Below are 19,492 nucleotides of genomic sequence, written 5' to 3' on the forward strand. Positions count from 1 at the left end.
TGAACGAACCAGGCACTTATGCTGAATGAAAGTAATAATACTACTTTTGGTTACTTTTGAAATAGAGTTGTTAGGAAAATAGAACAAACAGTTAGCATTTTGTCCGTAAGCCTAATCGATTGCTGGGTATACTAATTAAATGAAGCGATAGCTAACGGTTTCAGACTGTGAAAGCCGAGTAATAATAATTATTAAGTAATGGATTCGATTTGTCAATGAATTAATATTACATAGACGATTCGCTTGTATCTAAGAGGACAAACCCATTAGAATAGAGGTTTTTAGCCAATTGAATGTTTAAATTGTAAAGGATATGGGAAAACCTAATTTAAGAAGCTAGTTCTAAATATTGGCGAACTTCCTTTAAGAAATCTTCATAAACTAAATTAAAAGAGCCATCGTAATCACTTAGAGAGGTGTGATTAGAATGAAATATCTAATGCAAGCAATCGAAAAACAAGAAGCTAAACTTAAACTGCCGGTAATTCGAATGGAAATAGATTATGAATTAATGAATCTTTACGAAGCCATGGAGGCAGGAGATAAAACGGAAATAATCAAAGTTAAGCAGAGGCTTAGCTCGTTACGTCACCAGCTGATTGAAATTACAAAAAGTGAAAATAAGTAAATAGGAGGACTTCGTATTTATTACGGTATCATTGCGGTGGTCAAATAAATACGAAGTCCTTTCATTATGACTTGGCCAGTACGTTTGGTACAATGAGTGGAAAGAGAGAGATTTGGGGGGAATAGACACATGGATAAAATAAATCGAGACAAACTTTATCTGGACGCCAAAGCTTGGGTGTTGGAAGCTGGTGAACAGATAAGAAATAAAATAAATGAACCACGAGTTATTGAAACGAAATCAAACCCGGATGATCTCGTAACTGAAATGGATAAACAAACAGAGAAGTTTCTTGTTGAGAAAATTAAAGCAACTTATTCAGATCATTATATTATTGGTGAGGAAGGATACGGCGATGAGCTTACTTCTTTACAAGGCACTGTCTGGATAATCGATCCAATCGATGGAACGATGAATTTTGTTCATCAGCAGAAGAACTTTGCGATTTCCGTCGCGGTCTTTCATGATGGAATTGGTGAAATTGGATTGATTTATGATGTGATGGCTGATGAATTGTACCATGCTAAGCGTTCCGAGGGTGCTTTCAAGAATGAGGAATTGTTGCCAGAACCGAGACAAGACTTAAAACTCGAAGAATCAATTGTTGATATGAACCATTATTTCCTCTGTCCGAATCGGATTGTTGATGAGAAAATTATGCATCAGATGATTCGTACTGTGCGAGGAAGCCGGACGTACGGTTCTGCGGCGCTTGAGTTAGCCTATGTTGCTGAGGGAATAATTGATGCCTATTTATCCATGCGTCTTGCTCCATGGGATATCGCGGCTGGTGTAGTGATCGTTAATGAAGTTGGAGGAAATGTGACAACATTAGACGGAGACGAATTGAATATGCTCGGAAATAATTCTATTTTAGCATGTAATCCAAAAATTCAAGAGCAATTACTTGCGTTTATAAAAAATGGCCGAAAGTGACTGTGTATGCACGCAGTCACTTTTGCTTTTTCTTGAGGGCAAGTCCATAACCCATCAAACCGAATCCGAGTAAAATGAATAAAATAATCAAGGGAACACTGCGTAAAGCGACAGCGAATCCTACCGCTATAAACATAAAGACAACTAATAAGGCCAAACTAAAGAATTTCCAATTAAACGTTTCCATGTTTACACCCCGATTTCTATTAACCATCTGTAGTATATCGGAAAACGAGGAATACTTCAAAGATGTAAAAAAAAATTTGCTTCTGTTATTTATCTATGCTACTATAAATAAGCAGTTTTTGCTGAGGAACGTATACAAGATTTCTGAAAGCCAGAAAGTACTTGACGAAGAGACTCAATCATGCTATAATTTAGTAGTTGAATGAGATTTATATGATCTAAAGACAAGCAGAAGCACCCGCTTCTCACCTGCTCGACACCATTTGTGTAGTTGACTGGTTTCTCTCAAGATATTAATGATTAATTGACAGGGAAACGTGTGGGTGCATTTTGTACCGACACTTTTTTTATGTGAGTAAATAGATTGTCTGAAAAGATCAGCAACAAAAATATTCGGAGGTGGCTTGAGATTAGCAAAGAGAGTTTAAATGTAAATGAAAGAATCCGCGCAAGGGAAGTACGTCTAATCGATTCCAATGGTGAACAACTAGGTGTGAAATCGCATAAAGAAGCTATGCAAATTGCTCAGACGAGGAATTTAGACTTGGTTTTAGTGGCACCTAATGCAAAACCACCAGTTGCCCGTATTATGGATTACGGAAAATACCGTTTCGAAATGCAGAAGAAAGAAAAAGAAGCACGGAAGAAACAACGAGTTATTAACGTGAAAGAAGTACGGCTTACACCAGGAATTGGCGATCATGACTTTGAAACGAAACTGAAAAATGCTCGGAAATTCTTGGAAAAGGGCGACAAGGTGAAGGTAGCTGTGCGCTTCCGCGGAAGAGCTATTACTCATAAGGGGCTTGGCCGTGATGTCCTTGACCGCTTTGCTGAAGAAGTAAAAGATATTGCAATCGTTGAACAGAAGCCTAAGATGGAAGGGCGTAATATGTTCATGATGGTTGCGCCATCAACTGAAAAATAAGATACGTTATTTTCTTAGTAAGAAATACTGCTTAATTTTACTTTAGGAGGAAATTCGGATGCCAAAAATGAAAACCCACAGAGGGTCTCAAAAACGTTTTAAAAGAACTGGAACTGGAAAATTGAAAAGATCTCATGCATATACAAGTCACTTATTTGCAAACAAATCACAAAAACAAAAACGTAAACTTCGTAAAAGTGCGGTCGTTTCCCGTGGAGATCAAAGACGCATTGATTCCATGATTCCTTAAGTCATGGAAATACTGAAATAAATTTGGATTAGAATTGTACTAGGAGGGAATTTAAAATGGCACGTGTAAAAGGTGGAACAGTAACACGCAAACGTCGCAAACGCGTCCTTAAATTAGCTAAAGGATATTATGGTTCGAAAAGTAATTTATTTAAAGTAGCAAAACAACAGGTGATGAAATCAGGTCAGTATGCATATCGTGACCGCAGACAGAAGAAACGTGATTTCCGTAAATTATGGATTGCACGTATTAACGCAGCTGCGCGTATGAATGATATGTCATACAGCAAATTAATGCATGGTTTGAAATTAGCTGGTGTTGATATTAACCGTAAGATGCTTTCTGAACTAGCGGTAAACGATGCACAAGCATTTACACAGTTAACGGATAAAGCTAAAGAAGCTTTAAGCAAATAATAAAAAGGTCAAATTCCAACTCAAACGGAATTTGACCTTTTTTTAAAATTAAAATTTTCTTCCCAAGGTTCGTAGTTCCGATACTTTTCGCTTTCCGAGGGCGTTCGGCAAGCCACTGGCGCACAGAACGTGCTAATACAGGCGTTGCCAAAGGACTGGCGTTCTTAGTCTGCCACGCGCTATCGTGCTGCGGTATCTTTCAAGGCCTATGAACCCCTGAGAAGTCTCAAGGTATCGGGACTCCAGAATTTGGAGAGAAAGTTACTCCTTCATCACAGTTAGGGGAATTCCTTCCCTCCCCCACTGAATGTTAGTTGAACCGAATCAGGAATTTACGGACTGTATATCCCCCACCTTAACATTTTGGCTCTCCCTCTTGTTTAGAGGTGGGGGTATGACGGACCGTTAATACGTGATAAAATTACATCATAATAGCTAAAGGAGATTTTTTATGAATGATTCTATGTTGGTTTATGTTCTAGTTGTAAATATTTTTACGCTTTTTCTGATGAGAATTGATAAGCAGAAGGCGATCAAGCAACAGTTTCGTATTCCAGAAAGGACTTTCTTTCTGTTATCATTTTTAGGTGGTGCGCTTGGTACATATATCGGCATGCAACTGTTTCGTCATAAAACAAAACACGCATCGTTCACAGTCGGAATCCCAGTGCTGATCATTTGGAATGCTGGTGCTTTTATCTACCTATTCGTAAACATGTCATAATCGGCTCATTGCCTAACATATAATAAATGGTAAAGCGAATACGAAGAAGGAGGAGGAGCATGGAGGCATTAGGAGCGAATCTTCTCACCTATGTTGAGCTTGGCGGCTTGTTTGCACCAGTCCTATTCATTTGTTTTCATTTACTCCGACCATTATTTTTTATTCCTGTCGTTTTTATCTGTATCTCGGGCGGAATATTTTTCGGACCGTTTGCAGGTGGTTTGTATTCTTTAATCGGTATTACGTTATCAAGTATTTTATTTTACGGAATCTATACGAAAATGCCGAATGCAATGGAACGCATTTTTCGTATAAAGCAGCGTTTGCTGGGAGACAACAAAGAACTTACAAAGTCTCAAATTCTGTTACTTCGATTAGTGCCCTTTATTCATTTTCATTTATTATCCCTTTGTCTGATTGAAATTTCGACCAGCTTCAGAGATTATACAAGAACTTCACTCCTTACAAACATTCCACTCGCCTTCATTTATACATCAATTGGCGGAACCTTTTCTACCTTGTCCCCTTATACAATCACCGGATTAATGGTAATTCTACTTGTCTTTCTCTATCTATTACGCAGGAAAGAAATCATTATCAAATGGCAGGATTTTTTCTCCATGGAACAACCAAAGCACACATCGAAAGCTTGATGTGTGCTTTGTTTTGCATAGGAAACTATGAGACATAAATGCTATAGATAACTTAGATAACCAGGGCAAGCCACGTCCGCTCTGCGCCCAGCAACTAGCAAACTTCACACTCCTCCAATCGATAAGTCAACATCAACTCACAACTAAAGGAGGGCCGCCTAAGTACGGGCTAAAGCCCAACAGCGGCATACCCCTAAAGGGGCATGTTTCCTTTATCTCATTCCGGAGTGCTCCAGTTTGTACGTTGCTAAACGGGCGCTTGCGCCTGTTTTATTCTAAGGGGGTTAACACAAGTTCGCTGATCGGATGTTTCCATTCAATTTTCGCATAAGGATAACGTATTAATAATTCATTTTCTAAAAAGTATAGATCTTCTCGGGTAATCCCATTCAAGTCAATTGGATGGCAGACAGTGACATGGATATTCGTTACCTCAAATGAATCTTCAGCAATACCGACATATTTTTCCCCGACAAATGTACAGCCCTTATATACGAAACGTAAATTCTTTTTACTGTTCTTTGGTTCATCATCAAGGTAGAATTGGTTTAGGTCTTTAGCGATCCGTATTTTTCTATCCGAACTTCTTAAGTATTCAATCCAAGTATAAACAAGGAGAATAATTGCAAGCAGAATAAGAATACGAAATAATAGTACAAGCATGTGTAATCGTCTCCTTACTTGTTATATAATTCAAGTACGAAAGGAAGAGGGGAAAGGTTTCACTTTTTTAAAAAACATAAGATAAAATGAGGTGCAGAGAATTGAATTGGGGAAAACTTTATAATATGCAGCAGGAATTGGACAATTATATTGCCGATAATCATGAGTTGGAAGGGAAAGATTTATATCATGAAAGACATTTGGCTTTCCTTGTAGAGCTTGGGGAGCTTGCAAATGAAACTCGTTGCTTTAAATTTTGGAGTAAGAAGGAACCGAGTGAAAGAGAAGTAATTCTTGCGGAATATGTGGATGGGATTCATTTTCTCTTATCAATCGGTTTAGAGAAAGGTTATAGATATGAAGGTGTAGAAGCCGCCGGAACAGAAAATGACTTGACAAAACAATTTAATCACGTCTTTATTGTAGCAGCAATCTTTAATCAGCATTCAACAGAAGAAGGATACGTTCAATTATTTAAGGAATTTATCCATTTAGGTAAATTGCTCGGATTTAACGAAGAGGATATTTATAATGCCTACTTGGAGAAAAATGAAATAAATTACGAACGGCAAGACCAAGGATATTAAAAGGAACTATAAGTCCACCCATATCCGCATAATGATAAGCAAAATTTACGGAAACTCTAATTTTTTATTATGTAAATAAAAAACGCCTAAACCCATATATATATCAAAGGATTAGGCGTTATTATGGGACATGTAGGGATCGAACCTACGACCCACTGATTAAGAGTCAGTTGCTCTACCGACTGAGCTAATGTCCCGTCAACTATTTAATGATATCACATAATGAAAAGAGATGCAAGACATTTATTAGCTTTTTTCTACTAAAAAAATCGTTCTGTGGGAGTATTTGTTAAGATTAATTTACTTTCGTTTTTTTAATTAAGAAAGTTGAGTATAATAGGTTTATACTTTAAGTTACAGTAAAGGAGAGATATTAGAACATGGCAAAATTAGATGAAACATTAACGATGTTGAAAGATTTAACCGACGCGAATGGTATCTCGGGGAATGAGAGGGAAGTTAGAGAAGTATTTGAAAAGTATATTACCCCCCATGCAGATGAAGTGACAACAGATAATTTAGGCAGCTCCATTGCGAAAAAGATAGGTGATGAGAATGGACCGAAAATTATGGTTGCTGGTCATTTAGACGAAATAGGCTTTATGGTTACGCGAATTGATGACAAAGGATTCATTTATTTCCAAACGGTTGGTGGTTGGTGGAACCAAGTCATGCTTGCCCAGCGTGTGACGATTATGGGTTCAAAAGGAAATGTCACTGGTGTTATCGGTTCAAAACCACCACACGTGCTCTCAGCAGAAGCGCGTAAGAAGCCGTATAAGATAAAGGATATGTTTATCGATATTGGAGCAACGAGCAAAAAGGAAGCAGAAGAATTTGGTGTTCTGCCAGGTCAATCAATTGTTCCATATTTCGAGTTCACGCAATTAAAAAATGAGAAGATGCTAATGGCAAAAGCTTGGGATAACCGAATTGGTTTAGCTATTGCTATCGAGGTATTAAAACAACTTCAAGGCGTGGATCATCCAAATATCGTCTACGGTGTCGGAACAATTCAGGAAGAAGTTGGGCTTCGTGGAGCGAAAACAGCAGCACATAAAATTGAACCAGATATCGGCTTCGGTGTTGATGTGGGGATTGCTGGTGACACACCAGGCATCTCTGATCAGGAAGCGGACAGTAAGTTAGGGGATGGACCACAAATTGTTCTCTATGACGCTTCAATGCTCTCCCATAAAGGCTTACGGGAATTAGTCGTGAAAACAGCGGATGAACATGGGATTCCTTACCAGTATACATCGATTGCTGGTGGTGGAACAGATTCCGGTTCTATTCATTTAACAGCAAATGGAGTACCTTCTTTATCCATAACAATTGCAACTCGTTATATTCACTCTCACGCAGCAATTTTACACCGTGACGACTTTGAAAATGCGGTTAAATTAATTGTAGAAGTTATTAAACAACTTGATAAGGATAAGGTGAAAGAACTTATACTCGCATAACAATAGAAAAAAACAAGGTGTGCATCGACACCTTGTTTTTTTATCAGGCTAAATAGTTGTTCATCACTTTTGTTACATAATTTCTTGTTTCATTGAATGGCGGAATGCCACCGTGTTTATCGACATTTCCTGGGCCAGCATTATACGCTGCAAGAGCAAGCTCCATATTTTGATTATAACGGTCCAGCATTTGTCTTAAATATTTTGTGCCGCCTAAAATATTTTCCCGTGGGTCATAGGAGTTAGCAACACCTAAACCTCTTGCAGTACCCGGCATTAATTGCATAAGACCCTTAGCACCGGCACCACTCGTTGCACGAGGATTAAAGCCGGACTCCGCTTGGATCACACTTCGGATCAGCCGCTTATCAATATTGTATTTCTCGCTTGCTTCAACGATATAATTATCAAAAGCAGTTGCCTTCAAAGGAGACGAACGGTTAGCCTGATGACTCGGTTGGCTCAAATTATCCGGCCGTTGAAAAGGTACCGATCCAAGAGAGGATAGAGCAGGTGGTGTGAGCGCCCTTGCTTGGTCGATTTTACTCTGTAGTAATTGATTGAAAGTAAGTTCTGCAAAAGATGAACTGGAGGGTGAACTGCCTGAGCTCATTGTTTGCATAGCTTGTAGCTGCATAAGCTGGTTTAAGTCTCTGATTTCCAATATAATCCCTACTTTCTCTACTACAATCTTACTAGGATTTCGCACATATTTCAATCGTTAAAAGGGACATAAGGCGCATAATTACGCTGCTATGTCCCAATTTGTTCATTATTTTTCCAAATCTTCTTTTGTTGGCCCCATGACACCAGGAACTTGAAGTCCTGCCTGGCGAAGGAGTACGGTCATTTGTCCGCGGTGATGGGTTTGGTGATCGATTAATGTACGAAGAATTGCTCCTCGGGCAGTTGGTCTGCCATGTTGATCCACTTCTTCAATTAAATGTTCATCAGAGAATGCTTTTGATACTTTTTCAGCTAGTTCATTACTTACTGCTTGGTATCCTTCCGCAATTTCCTTGGCTGTGCTCGGTAGTTTTTCCGCATCTCCTACATTGTTCAGTTCCAATCCTAACAGACCTACAAAATAAGCGGGGGCGGTTGCCAAATGCCAACCTAACCATCTTAACGTGTTATGCCCTTTTACAATTGCTTGATCCAATGTTTCATCTGTTACTGCTTCGAGAACTCGCAACGTTCCTGCGCTTGCACCTTGCCAATCTTGAAGAAAATCTTCTACTTTGCGATACATTGAATAACCCCTTTCATTTTTGGTTATCCATAGTTTATCAAGAATATCGCGAAAGTAGTAGGGAAAAGCATCCTTAGGAGCCTGCGGTAGCTTGCTTTACACCAGATTCTAGTGATTCTACCATGTCTTGCTTCATTGTTTGGTCAGCTTGCTGCCAGATTAACTCAAATAACACACCAAGTCCTGGCAACATTTTTTCTTCTCCATTTTGTATTGCATCTACAATCGTTGCTTCCAGTTGGGATTGATCATTTGTCGATATATTACTGAGAATCGCTTTGCGTAAATTTAAATCCATTTTGTTTACCTCCTTAGTTCTTTGATTCATGAACTTAGTTTGACCAAATGGTTCCTAAATATGTATGATAAGAAAAAAGAACAGGATAAGGATGAAGACGTTGATTACATCATTGACAAACGGAAAAGTTAAGGCTTGGAGAAAGCTTCACAAACGAAAAGGGCGCAAAGAACAGCAAATGTTTCTCGTTGAAGGGTCACATCTTGTGGAAGAAGCCTGGAAAAGCGGACAGGAAATAGTAGAAATCATCGTGGAGGAGAGTGTTCCACTTCCTGCTTGGAGTAATGACCTTCCTGTAGAGCGTGTTTCTAAACAAGTGTTTGAACATATCTCTCAGACGACAACACCCCAAGGAATAGCGGCTGTTATTATGATGCAGTCGGATAGAAGTGTCACGGGTAATCAGCTTGTGATGCTTGATGCGATACAGGATCCTGGAAATTTAGGGACAATTATTCGTACGGCAGACGCTGCTGGTATGGATGCTGTCATTCTTGGTAAAGGAACAGTTGATTTATACAATGATAAAGTCATCCGTTCAACTCAAGGGTCACTCTTTCATATCCCAGTTTTTGAAGCTGATTTGACAGAAGAAATACCTTCATTGAAAGGGAGAGGGTATGAGATATGGGCAACTGCACTGGAAGAAGCGCGTTATTATCAGGAGATGAAGACGCCGGATAAAGTTGGACTAGTACTTGGAAATGAAGGAGCGGGTGTTCAGCAAGAATTGCTTAAGCAGGCGGATGAACGGGTGAAAATCCCAATCTACGGAAAAGCAGAATCATTGAACGTGAGCATTGCTGCAGGCATCCTCATGTATCGCCTGAAAGAATAGGCTTGCAAGCTGCAAGAAAATTATCTATAATGGATGAAGTGAAGCGTTAATTGATTGTATAAATAAATGAATGAATAGAAAATGTGTTGAAAGAGCTAGGTTATATCCATGACGGTAATGCAGGGAGGAAATGTCTGAGACTGAAAACATTTCTATTGCTGGGATAGGACCATTTCACTCTGGAGCAGGCACTTGGACCTTGTTTCGTACAAGTAAAGGTGCGCCCGGATTTTATAATCCGTTATCAAAATGTGAGTTGGACAATATATATGTTGTCAACAAGGGTGGTACCGCGAAATAATAGCCTCGTCCCTTTATTGGGATGGGGCTTTTTTTATTGTTTAAAAGTATTCTAAGGAGGGTTCCATATGAAGGAGCAGTTGGAGACAATACAGCAAGAAGCACTTGCTAAAATTGAAGATGCTGAAGGAATGACAAGCCTTCAAGATATTCGAGTCGCTTATTTAGGGAAAAAGGGCTCAATCACGAAGGTCTTAAAAGGAATGGGACAGCTTTCCCCAGAAGAGCGTCCAGTTATTGGAGAAATGGCTAATAAAGTACGTAATATCATCACCGAAGCAATTGAAGAGAAGGCCGCTAAACTAGAAGAGGCCGCTTTGAATAAGCAGTTAGAAGCGGAAACGATTGATGTGACACTACCGGGTCGTAAGGTCAACGTTGGAGGACCGCATCTCTTAACAAGTATTGTGGAGGAAATCGAGGATTTATTCATCGGTATGGGCTTTGAGATCAAGGAAGGCCCGGAGGTAGAAACAGATTATTATAACTTTGAAGCACTTAATTTACCGAAAGATCACCCGGCCCGAGATATGCAGGATTCATTCTATATTACGAACGAGTTATTGCTGCGTACACATACTTCTCCTGTTCAAGCACGAACAATGGAAAGTTATAAAGGAGAACGGCCATTTAAAATGATTTGTCCGGGGAAAGTATATCGTCGAGATAGCGATGATGCAACACACTCCCATCAATTTACACAAATTGAAGGTCTACTCGTCGATAAAAACGTCCGGATGAGTGATTTAAAAGGAACATTAGATAAATTTGCTAAACAGATGTTTGGAAAAGACCGCGAAATTCGTCTCCGTCCAAGCTACTTCCCATTTACAGAGCCATCTGTGGAAATGGATATTTCCTGTAAAGTCTGTAACGGTGATGGGTGTAGCGTATGTAAAGGAACAGGCTGGATTGAAATATTAGGTGGTGGAATGGTCCATCCGAAAGTTCTGGAAATGGGCGGATATGATCCAAGCGTATACAGCGGTTTTGCTTTTGGAATGGGTCCAGAGCGAATTGCTATGTTGAAATATGGTGTAAGTGATATTCGAAGCTTCTATATGAACGATATCCGATTCTTAAAACAGTATCATCACGCATAGGGAGGAAAAATAAGTGTACGTATCCTATAACTGGTTAAATAATTATGTTGATTTAGGAGATATTTCTCCAGAAGAGCTTGCAGAGCGAATTACAAAGTCTGGAATTGAAGTGGAAGGAATTGAGTATGTCGGGGAAAAGGTGAACGATGTTGTTGTCGGACATGTCTTAACTTGTGAGCAGCATCCGAATGCCGACAAATTAAATCTTTGCCAAGTAGATGTTGGAACAGAAACCTTACAAATCATATGTGGTGCCCCGAACGTGGCTGCAGGTCAAAAAGTTGTCGTAGCCAAGCCCGGCGCTGTCTTACCAGGTAACTTTAAAATTAAAAAAGTGAAATTACGTGGCGTAGAATCAAATGGAATGATTTGTTCTTTACAGGAACTGGGAGTGAAAGAAAAGTTCGTTCCCCAAGAATTCGTAGACGGTATTTACGTTTTCCAGGATGAAGTAGAAATCGGTGAGGATGTTACTCCGCTTCTCAACTTAAACGATGCGGTATTTGAACTCGATGTACTTGCCAATCGGGCAGATGCGTTAAGCATGATGGGGGTAGCGTATGAAGTAGCAGCTATTCTTGATGAACAAGTCATATATCCGGATGAGACGATTGAAAGTAATGAAAGTGAGTGTGCGGAAGATTATGTAACCGTAGAAGTGGCAGCTCAAGAGTTAAACAAATATTACGGGGCATTTATCATTAAAGATGTTGTGATTAAGCCTTCTCCTTTATGGATACAGAACTATTTACTGGCAGCTGGTATCCGTCCGATTAATAATGTAGTTGATATTACGAACTATGTCTTGCTCGAATACGGCCAACCGCTTCATGCGTTTGATTATGATAGATTTGCATCAAACACGGTGTTGGTTAGACGTGCGAATGAAGGGGAAGAAATTGTTACCCTTGATGGTCAGACTCGCAAATTGACGCGTGAGAATCTTGTCATTACCAATGGTTCGGTACCGACTGCGCTTGCTGGAGTAATGGGTGGACTTGATTCGGAGGTAACGGATGAGACGTCGACTATTTTACTAGAAGCAGCCTATTTTGACGGTACGACTGTAAGAAAGACAGTTAAACAAACTGGTTTACGGAGCGACTCAAGTACCCGCTTTGAAAAAGGAGTTGACCCGAAACGGGTAAGAAAAGCCGGCGAAAGAGCTTGCCATCTACTTGAAAAATATGCAGATGGAAAAGTTTTGCAAGGTTTAAGTGAATATGATGGCCTTGATTATTCGGAGAAAACAGTTGTCATTGAAACGGATCGTGTGAATGAAAGACTTGGTTCCTCTATTAAGAATGAAGAGATTGCTGACATCTTGCATAGATTGCAATTCACTTTTGAGCAAGAAGGCGCAACATTCACGATTCAAGTACCGACAAGAAGACAGGATATTACAATCTTTGAGGATATGCTTGAGGAAATCGCTCGTATTTATGGCTATGATAACTTGCCGTACACCTTACCTAAAGGGGAAGGGCAGGTAGGTGGTCTGAATCACGTACAGCAATTAAAACGGAATATCAAATCATTACTTGAGGGATTAGGATTAATGGAAAACAGAACCTATTCCTTGACGAATGAACATGATATTGAGAAATTAATCAGCCCGGAGATTATCAAAAAATCACCAGTTCCAATTGCGCTGGCTAGGCCGATGAGTGAGGATCATAAATATCTCCGCCTAAGCATACTCCCAGGGCTTCTTCAATCTTTAACGTATAATCAAGCAAGAAACCAGATGAATATTGCTTATTATGAAATTGGGTCAATTTTTGTATCTGAAGAAGAACAAATTACGAAGCAACCGGAAGAAATTCTTCGTGCTGCAGGTGCGATAACGGGGAACTGGGTTGACCATCCATGGCAAGGGGAAGTAAAACCGGTGGACTTCTATGTTGTAAAAGGAATTGTTGAAGGGTTATTTGAACAGTTGAAGTTATCTATCCAATTTGAACCGGTAAAGCTTGAGGATATGCACCCAGGCCGAACAGCGGTAATTAAACAAAACGGTCAGGTTATCGGTTTCCTCGGACAGGTTCACCCACTCCTTGCAAAAAGGTTAGATTTAAAGGAAACTTATGTATTTGATATCAATTTAGATGCAGTATTTGCAGAGTATGAAAATGAACCGAGCTATACAGAAATTCCAAGATACCCAGCGATTTCACGGGATATTGCCTTTATCCTTGATAAGGAAGTTTTAGCAGGCGACGTTCAAGCAAGAATTGCCGAAATAGGTGCACCATTAGTTAAGTCTGTTGCTGTATTTGATGTTTATGAAGGGGAACATTTAGAGGCTGGTAAGAAGTCAATCGCTTATCATCTCGTTTATCAAGATCCGGAGAAAACATTGAAAGACGAAGAAGTGGAAGCATCTTATCAGGAAATTGTAAAAGCCATATCCGATGAATTTAATGGTTATGTAAGATCTTAAAAAACCAAAAAGCGTTGTAGCATGGATCATAAGTCCGCTACAACGTTTTTACTTCTTCAATACGTAACGATGAACCTAATGAAACATCCACAGTCGTTGAAGAATATAACCAGACATAATTAAAGTTTTTCAAAACGAACGACTTATACTTTCATTCAGCGTAAGTGTCTTTGCTCGTTTATTTAATTTTGCGCTCTAATCGCCGTTCAGTTGCCCGGCGGACGGATGCTTTCCACGGGCACAGCCGAAGCCTCGACGCACAGGACGTTAATGTCAGACGTTGCCACAGGACGTGGCGATCTTAGTCTGCCTCGGAAGAAAACCGCTTCCTGCTCAGGTCTGGACTCGTGCTATTCCCGCAAGAGTCACCGTCCACCGGGCAATTGAACTGGTCTAAAGGATTATTTTAAAAAGAAATTATTCCGTTATGATAAGGAAGGATTATACTTCAGGAATATTAATCAGTAATCCAAATCACGCCTTTCCTGGGAGCAGTCCAGACACCTCAAGACTCCAGCAGGAGGATAGGCATAGGTGAGACCCCGCAGGGCGCCAGCCCGAGGAGGCTCACCAGCCGCCTGCGGAAAGCGAGAGGTGTCTGGACTGCGGACCTCCGGGAGAAGGTTGCATTTACGCTGAATGAAGGTATTAGTTGGAAAGCGGAGGAAGCTATGAGGATTATGTAGAGCGAAATGTCAGTTTTTTGGATTGCACTAAGGGAGGGCTGATTGTCCCAAACTCCAAAAGCAGGGGTAATTATAATACTTCTTTTTAGAAACAAAAAATGATATGATAAATGGTAGTGATTTTGGCGGGGGGATCAACATGACAGAACATGAAAAGAACAGGATTACAGTGGAAATCAATAATAGAACATATACAATCATGGGTAATGAACCAGCAAGTCATGTGAAGTTGGTTGCGAGTCTTGTTGATCAGAAAATGAATGAAATTAAAGACCATAATCCGCATTTAGATACAACAAGGCTGGCCGTACTCACAGCTGTAAATACGATGAACGATTATGTGAAATTGAAAGAAGACTACGCAAAATTAGTCGGATCAATTGCGAGGAAAGAGGAAAAATAAGATATGTTTGATTTAATCTTAATTATATTACTTCTATTCGGTCTGTTTATCGGCCTGAATAGAGGGTTTATTTTACAGCTATTTCATTTAATAGGCTTTATAACAGCTTTTATTATCGCGGCAAGGTACTATGATGACTTAGCCATTCGGTTGGAACTTTGGATTCCATACAAGGAACTAAGCGCAAATATCTGGCCTGAATTCCTACAAGGGCTACCGATTGAAACGGCATTTTATAATATCATTTCATTTGCAGTTTTATTTTTTGCGGTAAAAATAATCTTGCAGATTGTTGCAAATATGCTTGATTTTGTTGCGGCAATCCCGCTTATTAAGCCGGTGAATAAGATTCTTGGTGCAGTTTTAGGTTTTTTGGAAATTTATTTAATTGTGTTTGTCCTTCTATATGTACTTGCCTTAACACCAATTGAGACTGTACAATCATATATTAATAATTCATCGTTGGCTTTACTCATACTGGAGCAGACTCCATATTTCTCCAATAAAGTGTTTGACTTAGTAAAAGTGTATTTATAAGAGCGGTTCGTCGTATTAGTATTGCTACTGGATTACATGTACAATAGTAGTAAACGATACGGAATCGGTCTTTTTTTATTGAAATAACAATAAAGCAGGTGAATGGATTGCTCGTAAATAAGAAAGATGTTATTCGTTTATTAGAACAAATTGCTATTTACTTAGAATTAAAGGGTGAAAATCCGTTTAAAATATCAGCCTATCGCAAGGCTGCCCAAGGATTGGAAACAGATGAACGATCACTTGACGAAATTGAAGATATGACGAAAATAAAAGGAATTGGAAAAGGGACAGGCGCAGTCATTACCGAATTCATGAAGGAAGGAAAATCGACAGAGCTTGAGAAATTGCAGGAAGAGGTTCCGTCTGGATTAATTCCCCTTCTCCAGCTGCCAGGACTTGGTGGCAAGAAACTTTCTAGATTATATAAAGAGTTAAATATTGTCGATGCGGATAGTTTGCGAACTGCATGTGAAAATGGGGAGGTCGAAAAGTTATCTGGTTTCGGGCCTAAAACAGTGAAGAATCTACTGACAGCGCTGGACGAAGTTGGAAAACGCCCGGAACGTCTTTCGATTGCAGTAATGCTGCAAATCGCTGGGAAAATAGAAAACTATTTGAATGCTATAGATTCGATTACCCGCTACTCGATTGCAGGTAGCTTAAGACGAATGCGTGAAACAATTAGGGATATCGACTTTATTATTTCAACAGATGAACCGGAGAAGGTACGTGAAGCACTACTGTTACTCCCTACAGTAAAAGAAGTGATTGCTGAGGGGGATACAAAGGTGTCTGTTACACTGGAAGAAGAATATGATATCAATGTCGATTTCCGTCTTGTGAAGGACGAGGAATTTACAACAACACTTCATCACTTCACAGGTTCGAAGGAACATAATGTAGCGATGCGCCAATTGGCGAAATCCCGTGGAGAGAAAATTAGTGAATATGGAGTTGAAGTAGAAGCAACGAACGAAATACTCACATTCCCTGATGAAAAGGCATTTTATGAACATTTTGGTCTTCCTTATATCCCGCCTGAAATACGAGAGGGAACGACAGAACTTGAACAGTTTCAAGAGACCCGGGAATTGATTGAACTAGAAGATATCCGCGGAGATTTACATATGCATACGACGTGGAGCGATGGGGCACAAAACTTGGAAGAAATGGTTCTAAAGGCTATGGAGAAGAGATACGAATATATTGCCATCACTGATCATTCTAAATTCCTTCGGGTGGCGAATGGATTGAACGAAGAACGTCTTCGGAAGCAATGGGAGGAAATTCAGCTATTAAATGAAAAATATCCTGATATTCATATTTTCACCGGAGTTGAGATGGATATTTTACCAGATGGAACGCTTGATTTTGAAGACTCCTTTTTAAAAGAACTAGATTTCGTGATCGCGTCCATTCACTCAAGCTTTAACCAAAGTGCAGAAAAAATTATGGAGCGATTATATCAAGCACTTGAAAACCCTTATGTAGATATGATTGCTCATCCGACCGGAAGATTACTAGGACGCCGGGACGGCTACCGGGTCGATATGGAAAAGTTGATTGAAAAAGCGAAAGAAACAAATACAGCGCTTGAAATCAACGCCAATCCGAATCGACTCGATCTTTCAGCAACACATGCAAAAATGGCTCAAGAAGCTGGAGTAAAGCTGATTATTAATACCGATGCCCATAGCTATGAAACACTCGCATTTATGGAGTTTGGAGTTCGCACTGCCAAACGGGGCTGGATTCAAAAAAGTACGGTATTGAACAGCTTACCTCTAGCAGAGCTTAAAGCTTTTTTAGATCGAAATAAATAGAGGTGAAGTAAATGAACGAACGTGTACTTCATGTACTCGAGTTTGATAAAATAGTCGAACAATTAAAGGAGCAAGCAGAAACATCACTTGGCAAGGAAAAGGCTGCACATATTTTCCCTGAAACAGACCTAGATAAGGTGAATCGGCTTCAGGAAGAAACGGATGAAGCGGCTCAAATATTGCGCCGCAATAAGGTGATTCCCTTTGGAGGGATCCGTAATATCCGGGAGAGCCTGAAACGCAGCGTAATCGGGGGTGTCTTATCTGCCTCGGAATGCCTTGATATAGCGAATACAATGTATGGTGGAAGACGGGTGAAGAATTTCCTCGAAGATTTGGAAGAGGAGATTCCAATCTTGAAACAATTTGCGGAAGATATTGCTCCGATGCGTGAGATGGAGCAGGAAATCCGCCGTGCCATCGATGAAAATGGAGACGTCCTTGACAATGCATCAAATAAATTAAGAAGTATTCGTTCCCAGATAAGAACGTTTGAGGCAAGTGTCCGAGAAAAATTAGAAGGGTATACGAGATCTCATGCGAAGATGCTTTCAGACGCTATTGTTACAATTCGTAATGACCGGTATGTATTGCCTGTGAAGCAGGAATACCGGGCACAAATCGGCGGAATCGTCCATGACCAATCCTCTTCCGGCCAGACCCTTTTTATGGAACCTCGGGCAGTGGTCGATTTAAATAATAAATTGCAGCAAGCAATCCTAAATGAAAGACAAGAAATTGAACGAATTTTAACAGAGCTTTCGAATCAAATTGCTGGAGTAGAACCAACGATTTCCATCAATTTAGAATTACTGGCTACGATCGACTTCATTGCAGCAAGGGCAAAGCTTGCAAGCAAAATGAAAGCAAGTAAGCCGCGGATGAATGATAAAGGGATTATTAAGATGAAACAAGCCCGCCATCCGCTCATCCCAGATGATGAAGTTGTCGCTAATGATATTGCAATCGGTGAAGAATATACGGCAATTGTTATTACAGGACCGAACACAGGGGGAAAGACTGTTACATTAAAAATGGTCGGCCTCTGTACATTAATGGCCCAATCTGGCTTGCAAGTCCCAGCCTTTGATGATTGTGAGCTTGCTGTTTTTCAAGCTGTATTTGCCGATATTGGTGATGAGCAATCGATTGAACAGAATCTAAGTACATTTTCTTCCCATATGAAAAATATCGTTTCGATTATGGAAGAAGTGGATGATGCGTCTCTTGTCCTCTTTGATGAACTAGGTTCAGGTACAGATCCGAGTGAAGGGGCTGCACTTGCTATGGCCTTGCTTGATGAAGTGATCGCTCGCCGTGCGCGAGTCATTGCTACAACACATTATCCGGAATTGAAAGCTTATGGCTATAATCGTGATCATGTCATTAATGCGTCGGTTGAGTTTGATGTCGAATCATTAAAGCCGACATACCGTCTCTTGATTGGTGTTCCGGGTAGAAGTAATGCATTTGAAATATCAAGACGTCTCGGATTACAAGCAGAACTTATTGATAAGGCAAAAAGCTTAGTCGGCATCGATTCAAAAAGTGTTGAAAATATGATCGCATCACTTGAAAAGTCGCAAATCGCTGCGGAAAAGCAATATGAGGAAGCTCATGAAATTTTACTTGAAAGTGAGAAAATGCGTACCGAATTAGAGAAAGAGTGGCGCAATTTTGAGCGAAAAAAAGAAGAGCTATATAGAAAAGCGGAAGAGAAGGCAGAAAGAGCATTAAAACAAGCACGGGAAGAAGCGGAAATCATTGTCGAAGAAATCCGTAATATGAAAACGAATGCTGGTCTGAAAGAACATGAGTGGATTGAAGCGAGGAAGATGCTGGAAGAGGCTCAACCACAATTAATTAGCAAATCCAACTCCACCAAACAGGAAGTGTCGAAAGAAAACAAACCATTAAAACCAGGTGATGATATTAAGTTGCTTACAGTCAATCAGCAAGGTGTCGTACTGGAGCAATTAAATGATCAAGAATATATGGTTCAAGTTGGTATTATGAAAGTAAAAGCAAAACGGAAAGACCTACAATATGTTGGAGGACAAAAGCAAGAACCCGAACGAACCGTAGCAACAGTTAGAGGTTCCAATGCTCACGTGAGAACCGAACTTGACCTGCGGGGCGAACGTTTTGAGGATGCCCTTCACCGGCTGGAGAAATATATTGATGATGCACTACTTGCGGGTTACTCAAAAGTAACGATTATCCATGGGAAAGGAACCGGAGCACTGCGTTCAGCTGTACAGGATTTTGCTAAACAACATCCAGCTATATCATCTGCCAGGTTTGGCGGCAGTGGTGAAGGTGGCAGCGGGGTTACCGTTTTAGAACTTAAATAAAAGGTAGGGATGTCC

General features: G+C 40.0%; 21 protein-coding genes, 1 tRNA gene and 1 other annotated feature. Of the genes, 16 read left to right on the plus strand and 6 right to left on the minus strand.

The window, feature by feature from the left end; translation table 11 throughout:
* Positions 1-427 precede the first annotated feature (427 nt).
* Both WKU33_RS03875 and WKU33_RS03880 read left to right on the plus strand, forming a co-directional pair.
* A complete protein-coding gene (locus tag WKU33_RS03875; RefSeq protein ID WP_188857062.1) occupies positions 428-628 on the plus strand; it encodes a hypothetical protein in 201 nt (66 codons plus the stop codon).
* Between the two features lie 129 nt (positions 629-757).
* On the plus strand, positions 758-1,564 hold the full coding sequence (locus WKU33_RS03880) for an inositol monophosphatase family protein (RefSeq protein ID WP_188857061.1): 807 nt from the start codon (positions 758-760) through the stop codon (positions 1,562-1,564).
* 16 nt (positions 1,565-1,580) lie between these two features.
* Here the strand turns inward: WKU33_RS03880 and WKU33_RS03885 are convergent, their stop codons facing one another.
* On the minus strand, positions 1,581-1,751 hold the full coding sequence (locus WKU33_RS03885; RefSeq protein WP_188857060.1) for a DUF5325 family protein: 171 nt from the start codon (positions 1,749-1,751) through the stop codon (positions 1,581-1,583).
* 219 nt (positions 1,752-1,970) lie between these two features.
* Positions 1,971-2,104 (plus strand) — a sequence feature (ribosomal protein L20 leader region).
* A 10-nt stretch (positions 2,105-2,114) separates the two neighbouring features.
* On the opposite strand from WKU33_RS03885, the gene infC reads away from it, so the two are divergent.
* From infC to WKU33_RS03910, 5 genes are all read left to right on the plus strand, one after another.
* Positions 2,115-2,678 carry a translation initiation factor IF-3 gene (gene infC, locus WKU33_RS03890; RefSeq protein WP_188857059.1) on the plus strand — a complete coding sequence of 188 codons (564 nt, stop codon included), beginning with the start codon at positions 2,115-2,117 and terminating at the stop codon, positions 2,676-2,678.
* A gap of 58 nt (positions 2,679-2,736) precedes the next feature.
* On the plus strand, positions 2,737-2,928 hold the full coding sequence (rpmI, locus tag WKU33_RS03895; RefSeq protein ID WP_188857058.1) for a 50S ribosomal protein L35: 192 nt from the start codon (positions 2,737-2,739) through the stop codon (positions 2,926-2,928).
* Between the two features lie 56 nt (positions 2,929-2,984).
* The gene (gene rplT, locus WKU33_RS03900; RefSeq protein WP_156857990.1) at positions 2,985-3,344 is read left to right on the plus strand and encodes a 50S ribosomal protein L20; all 360 of its coding nucleotides are present in this window, start codon (positions 2,985-2,987) and stop codon (positions 3,342-3,344) included.
* 451 nt (positions 3,345-3,795) lie between these two features.
* Positions 3,796-4,068, plus strand: a complete 273-nt coding sequence (locus WKU33_RS03905; protein WP_188857057.1) for a DUF1294 domain-containing protein — start codon at positions 3,796-3,798, stop codon at positions 4,066-4,068.
* A gap of 59 nt (positions 4,069-4,127) precedes the next feature.
* Complete coding sequence (locus WKU33_RS03910) at positions 4,128-4,721, plus strand: TVP38/TMEM64 family protein (RefSeq protein ID WP_188857056.1); 594 nt, start codon at positions 4,128-4,130, stop codon at positions 4,719-4,721.
* A gap of 270 nt (positions 4,722-4,991) precedes the next feature.
* On the opposite strand, the gene WKU33_RS03915 is transcribed toward WKU33_RS03910, so the two are convergent.
* Positions 4,992-5,384 (minus strand): sigma-w pathway protein ysdB, encoded by a 393-nt coding sequence (locus WKU33_RS03915; protein WP_188857055.1) that lies wholly within the window; start codon positions 5,382-5,384, stop codon positions 4,992-4,994.
* A 101-nt stretch (positions 5,385-5,485) separates the two neighbouring features.
* Here WKU33_RS03915 and WKU33_RS03920 point away from each other — a divergent pair, with 101 nt between their 5' ends.
* Positions 5,486-5,971, plus strand: a complete 486-nt coding sequence (locus WKU33_RS03920) for a dUTP diphosphatase (RefSeq protein ID WP_188857054.1) — start codon at positions 5,486-5,488, stop codon at positions 5,969-5,971.
* 124 nt (positions 5,972-6,095) lie between these two features.
* Here the strand turns inward: WKU33_RS03920 and WKU33_RS03925 are convergent.
* Positions 6,096-6,168: transfer RNA gene (locus WKU33_RS03925), tRNA-Lys, on the minus strand.
* Positions 6,169-6,351: 183 nt separating this feature from the next.
* Here WKU33_RS03925 and WKU33_RS03930 point away from each other — a divergent pair.
* Complete coding sequence (locus tag WKU33_RS03930) at positions 6,352-7,437, plus strand: M42 family metallopeptidase (RefSeq protein ID WP_340453316.1); 1,086 nt, start codon at positions 6,352-6,354, stop codon at positions 7,435-7,437.
* Positions 7,438-7,480: 43 nt separating this feature from the next.
* Here the strand turns inward: WKU33_RS03930 and WKU33_RS03935 are convergent, their stop codons facing one another.
* The 3 genes from WKU33_RS03935 to sspI form a co-directional block, all read right to left on the minus strand.
* Positions 7,481-8,101, minus strand: a complete 621-nt coding sequence (locus WKU33_RS03935) for a lytic transglycosylase domain-containing protein (protein ID WP_340453317.1) — start codon at positions 8,099-8,101, stop codon at positions 7,481-7,483.
* A gap of 108 nt (positions 8,102-8,209) precedes the next feature.
* The gene (locus WKU33_RS03940; RefSeq protein WP_340453319.1) at positions 8,210-8,689 is read right to left on the minus strand and encodes a DinB family protein; all 480 of its coding nucleotides are present in this window, start codon (positions 8,687-8,689) and stop codon (positions 8,210-8,212) included.
* Positions 8,690-8,762: 73 nt separating this feature from the next.
* On the minus strand, positions 8,763-8,987 hold the full coding sequence (gene sspI, locus WKU33_RS03945; protein ID WP_156857849.1) for a small acid-soluble spore protein SspI: 225 nt from the start codon (positions 8,985-8,987) through the stop codon (positions 8,763-8,765).
* A 91-nt stretch (positions 8,988-9,078) separates the two neighbouring features.
* On the opposite strand from sspI, the gene WKU33_RS03950 reads away from it, so the two are divergent.
* The 7 genes from WKU33_RS03950 (at position 9,079) to WKU33_RS03980 (ending at position 19,477) form a co-directional block, all read left to right on the plus strand.
* Complete coding sequence (locus tag WKU33_RS03950) at positions 9,079-9,825, plus strand: TrmH family RNA methyltransferase (protein ID WP_340453322.1); 747 nt, start codon at positions 9,079-9,081, stop codon at positions 9,823-9,825.
* Between the two features lie 368 nt (positions 9,826-10,193).
* Positions 10,194-11,228, plus strand: coding sequence for a phenylalanine--tRNA ligase subunit alpha (gene pheS, locus WKU33_RS03955; protein ID WP_340453324.1), 1,035 nt, complete (start codon positions 10,194-10,196; stop codon positions 11,226-11,228).
* 13 nt (positions 11,229-11,241) lie between these two features.
* Positions 11,242-13,671: a phenylalanine--tRNA ligase subunit beta gene (pheT, locus tag WKU33_RS03960; protein WP_340453325.1), complete on the plus strand. Its 2,430-nt coding sequence runs from the start codon at positions 11,242-11,244 to the stop codon at positions 13,669-13,671.
* Positions 13,672-14,496: 825 nt separating this feature from the next.
* Positions 14,497-14,760, plus strand: coding sequence for a cell division protein ZapA (gene zapA, locus WKU33_RS03965; protein WP_156857852.1), 264 nt, complete (start codon positions 14,497-14,499; stop codon positions 14,758-14,760).
* Positions 14,761-14,763: 3 nt separating this feature from the next.
* Positions 14,764-15,297, plus strand: a complete 534-nt coding sequence (locus WKU33_RS03970; protein ID WP_156857853.1) for a CvpA family protein — start codon at positions 14,764-14,766, stop codon at positions 15,295-15,297.
* Between the two features lie 107 nt (positions 15,298-15,404).
* Entirely contained in the window at positions 15,405-17,123 is a 1,719-nt protein-coding gene (gene polX, locus WKU33_RS03975) for a DNA polymerase/3'-5' exonuclease PolX (protein WP_156857854.1), read from the plus strand.
* A gap of 11 nt (positions 17,124-17,134) precedes the next feature.
* The gene (locus WKU33_RS03980) at positions 17,135-19,477 is read left to right on the plus strand and encodes an endonuclease MutS2 (RefSeq protein WP_340453326.1); all 2,343 of its coding nucleotides are present in this window, start codon (positions 17,135-17,137) and stop codon (positions 19,475-19,477) included.
* Positions 19,478-19,492: the final 15 nt, after the last annotated feature.

The organism is Oceanobacillus sp. HCA-5259, from assembly GCF_037892815.1.
GTDB lineage: Bacteria > Bacillota > Bacilli > Bacillales > Amphibacillaceae > Oceanobacillus > Oceanobacillus indicireducens.

Coding starts and splice junctions, on each gene's coding strand:
- WKU33_RS03930 (WP_340453316.1), top strand. CDS start 6,352: ATGGCAAAATTAGATGAAACATTAACGATGTTGAAAGATTTAACCGAC.
- WKU33_RS03885 (WP_188857060.1), bottom strand. CDS start 1,751: ATGGAAACGTTTAATTGGAAATTCTTTAGTTTGGCCTTATTAGTTGTC.
- rpmI (WP_188857058.1), top strand. CDS start 2,737: ATGCCAAAAATGAAAACCCACAGAGGGTCTCAAAAACGTTTTAAAAGA.
- WKU33_RS03905 (WP_188857057.1), top strand. CDS start 3,796: ATGAATGATTCTATGTTGGTTTATGTTCTAGTTGTAAATATTTTTACG.
- sspI (WP_156857849.1), bottom strand. CDS start 8,987: ATGGATTTAAATTTACGCAAAGCGATTCTCAGTAATATATCGACAAAT.
- zapA (WP_156857852.1), top strand. CDS start 14,497: ATGACAGAACATGAAAAGAACAGGATTACAGTGGAAATCAATAATAGA.
- WKU33_RS03950 (WP_340453322.1), top strand. CDS start 9,079: ATGAAGACGTTGATTACATCATTGACAAACGGAAAAGTTAAGGCTTGG.
- WKU33_RS03940 (WP_340453319.1), bottom strand. CDS start 8,689: ATGTATCGCAAAGTAGAAGATTTTCTTCAAGATTGGCAAGGTGCAAGC.
- WKU33_RS03915 (WP_188857055.1), bottom strand. CDS start 5,384: ATGCTTGTACTATTATTTCGTATTCTTATTCTGCTTGCAATTATTCTC.
- pheS (WP_340453324.1), top strand. CDS start 10,194: ATGAAGGAGCAGTTGGAGACAATACAGCAAGAAGCACTTGCTAAAATT.
- WKU33_RS03880 (WP_188857061.1), top strand. CDS start 758: ATGGATAAAATAAATCGAGACAAACTTTATCTGGACGCCAAAGCTTGG.
- WKU33_RS03970 (WP_156857853.1), top strand. CDS start 14,764: ATGTTTGATTTAATCTTAATTATATTACTTCTATTCGGTCTGTTTATC.
- WKU33_RS03980 (WP_340453326.1), top strand. CDS start 17,135: ATGAACGAACGTGTACTTCATGTACTCGAGTTTGATAAAATAGTCGAA.
- rplT (WP_156857990.1), top strand. CDS start 2,985: ATGGCACGTGTAAAAGGTGGAACAGTAACACGCAAACGTCGCAAACGC.
- WKU33_RS03910 (WP_188857056.1), top strand. CDS start 4,128: ATGGAGGCATTAGGAGCGAATCTTCTCACCTATGTTGAGCTTGGCGGC.
- WKU33_RS03875 (WP_188857062.1), top strand. CDS start 428: ATGAAATATCTAATGCAAGCAATCGAAAAACAAGAAGCTAAACTTAAA.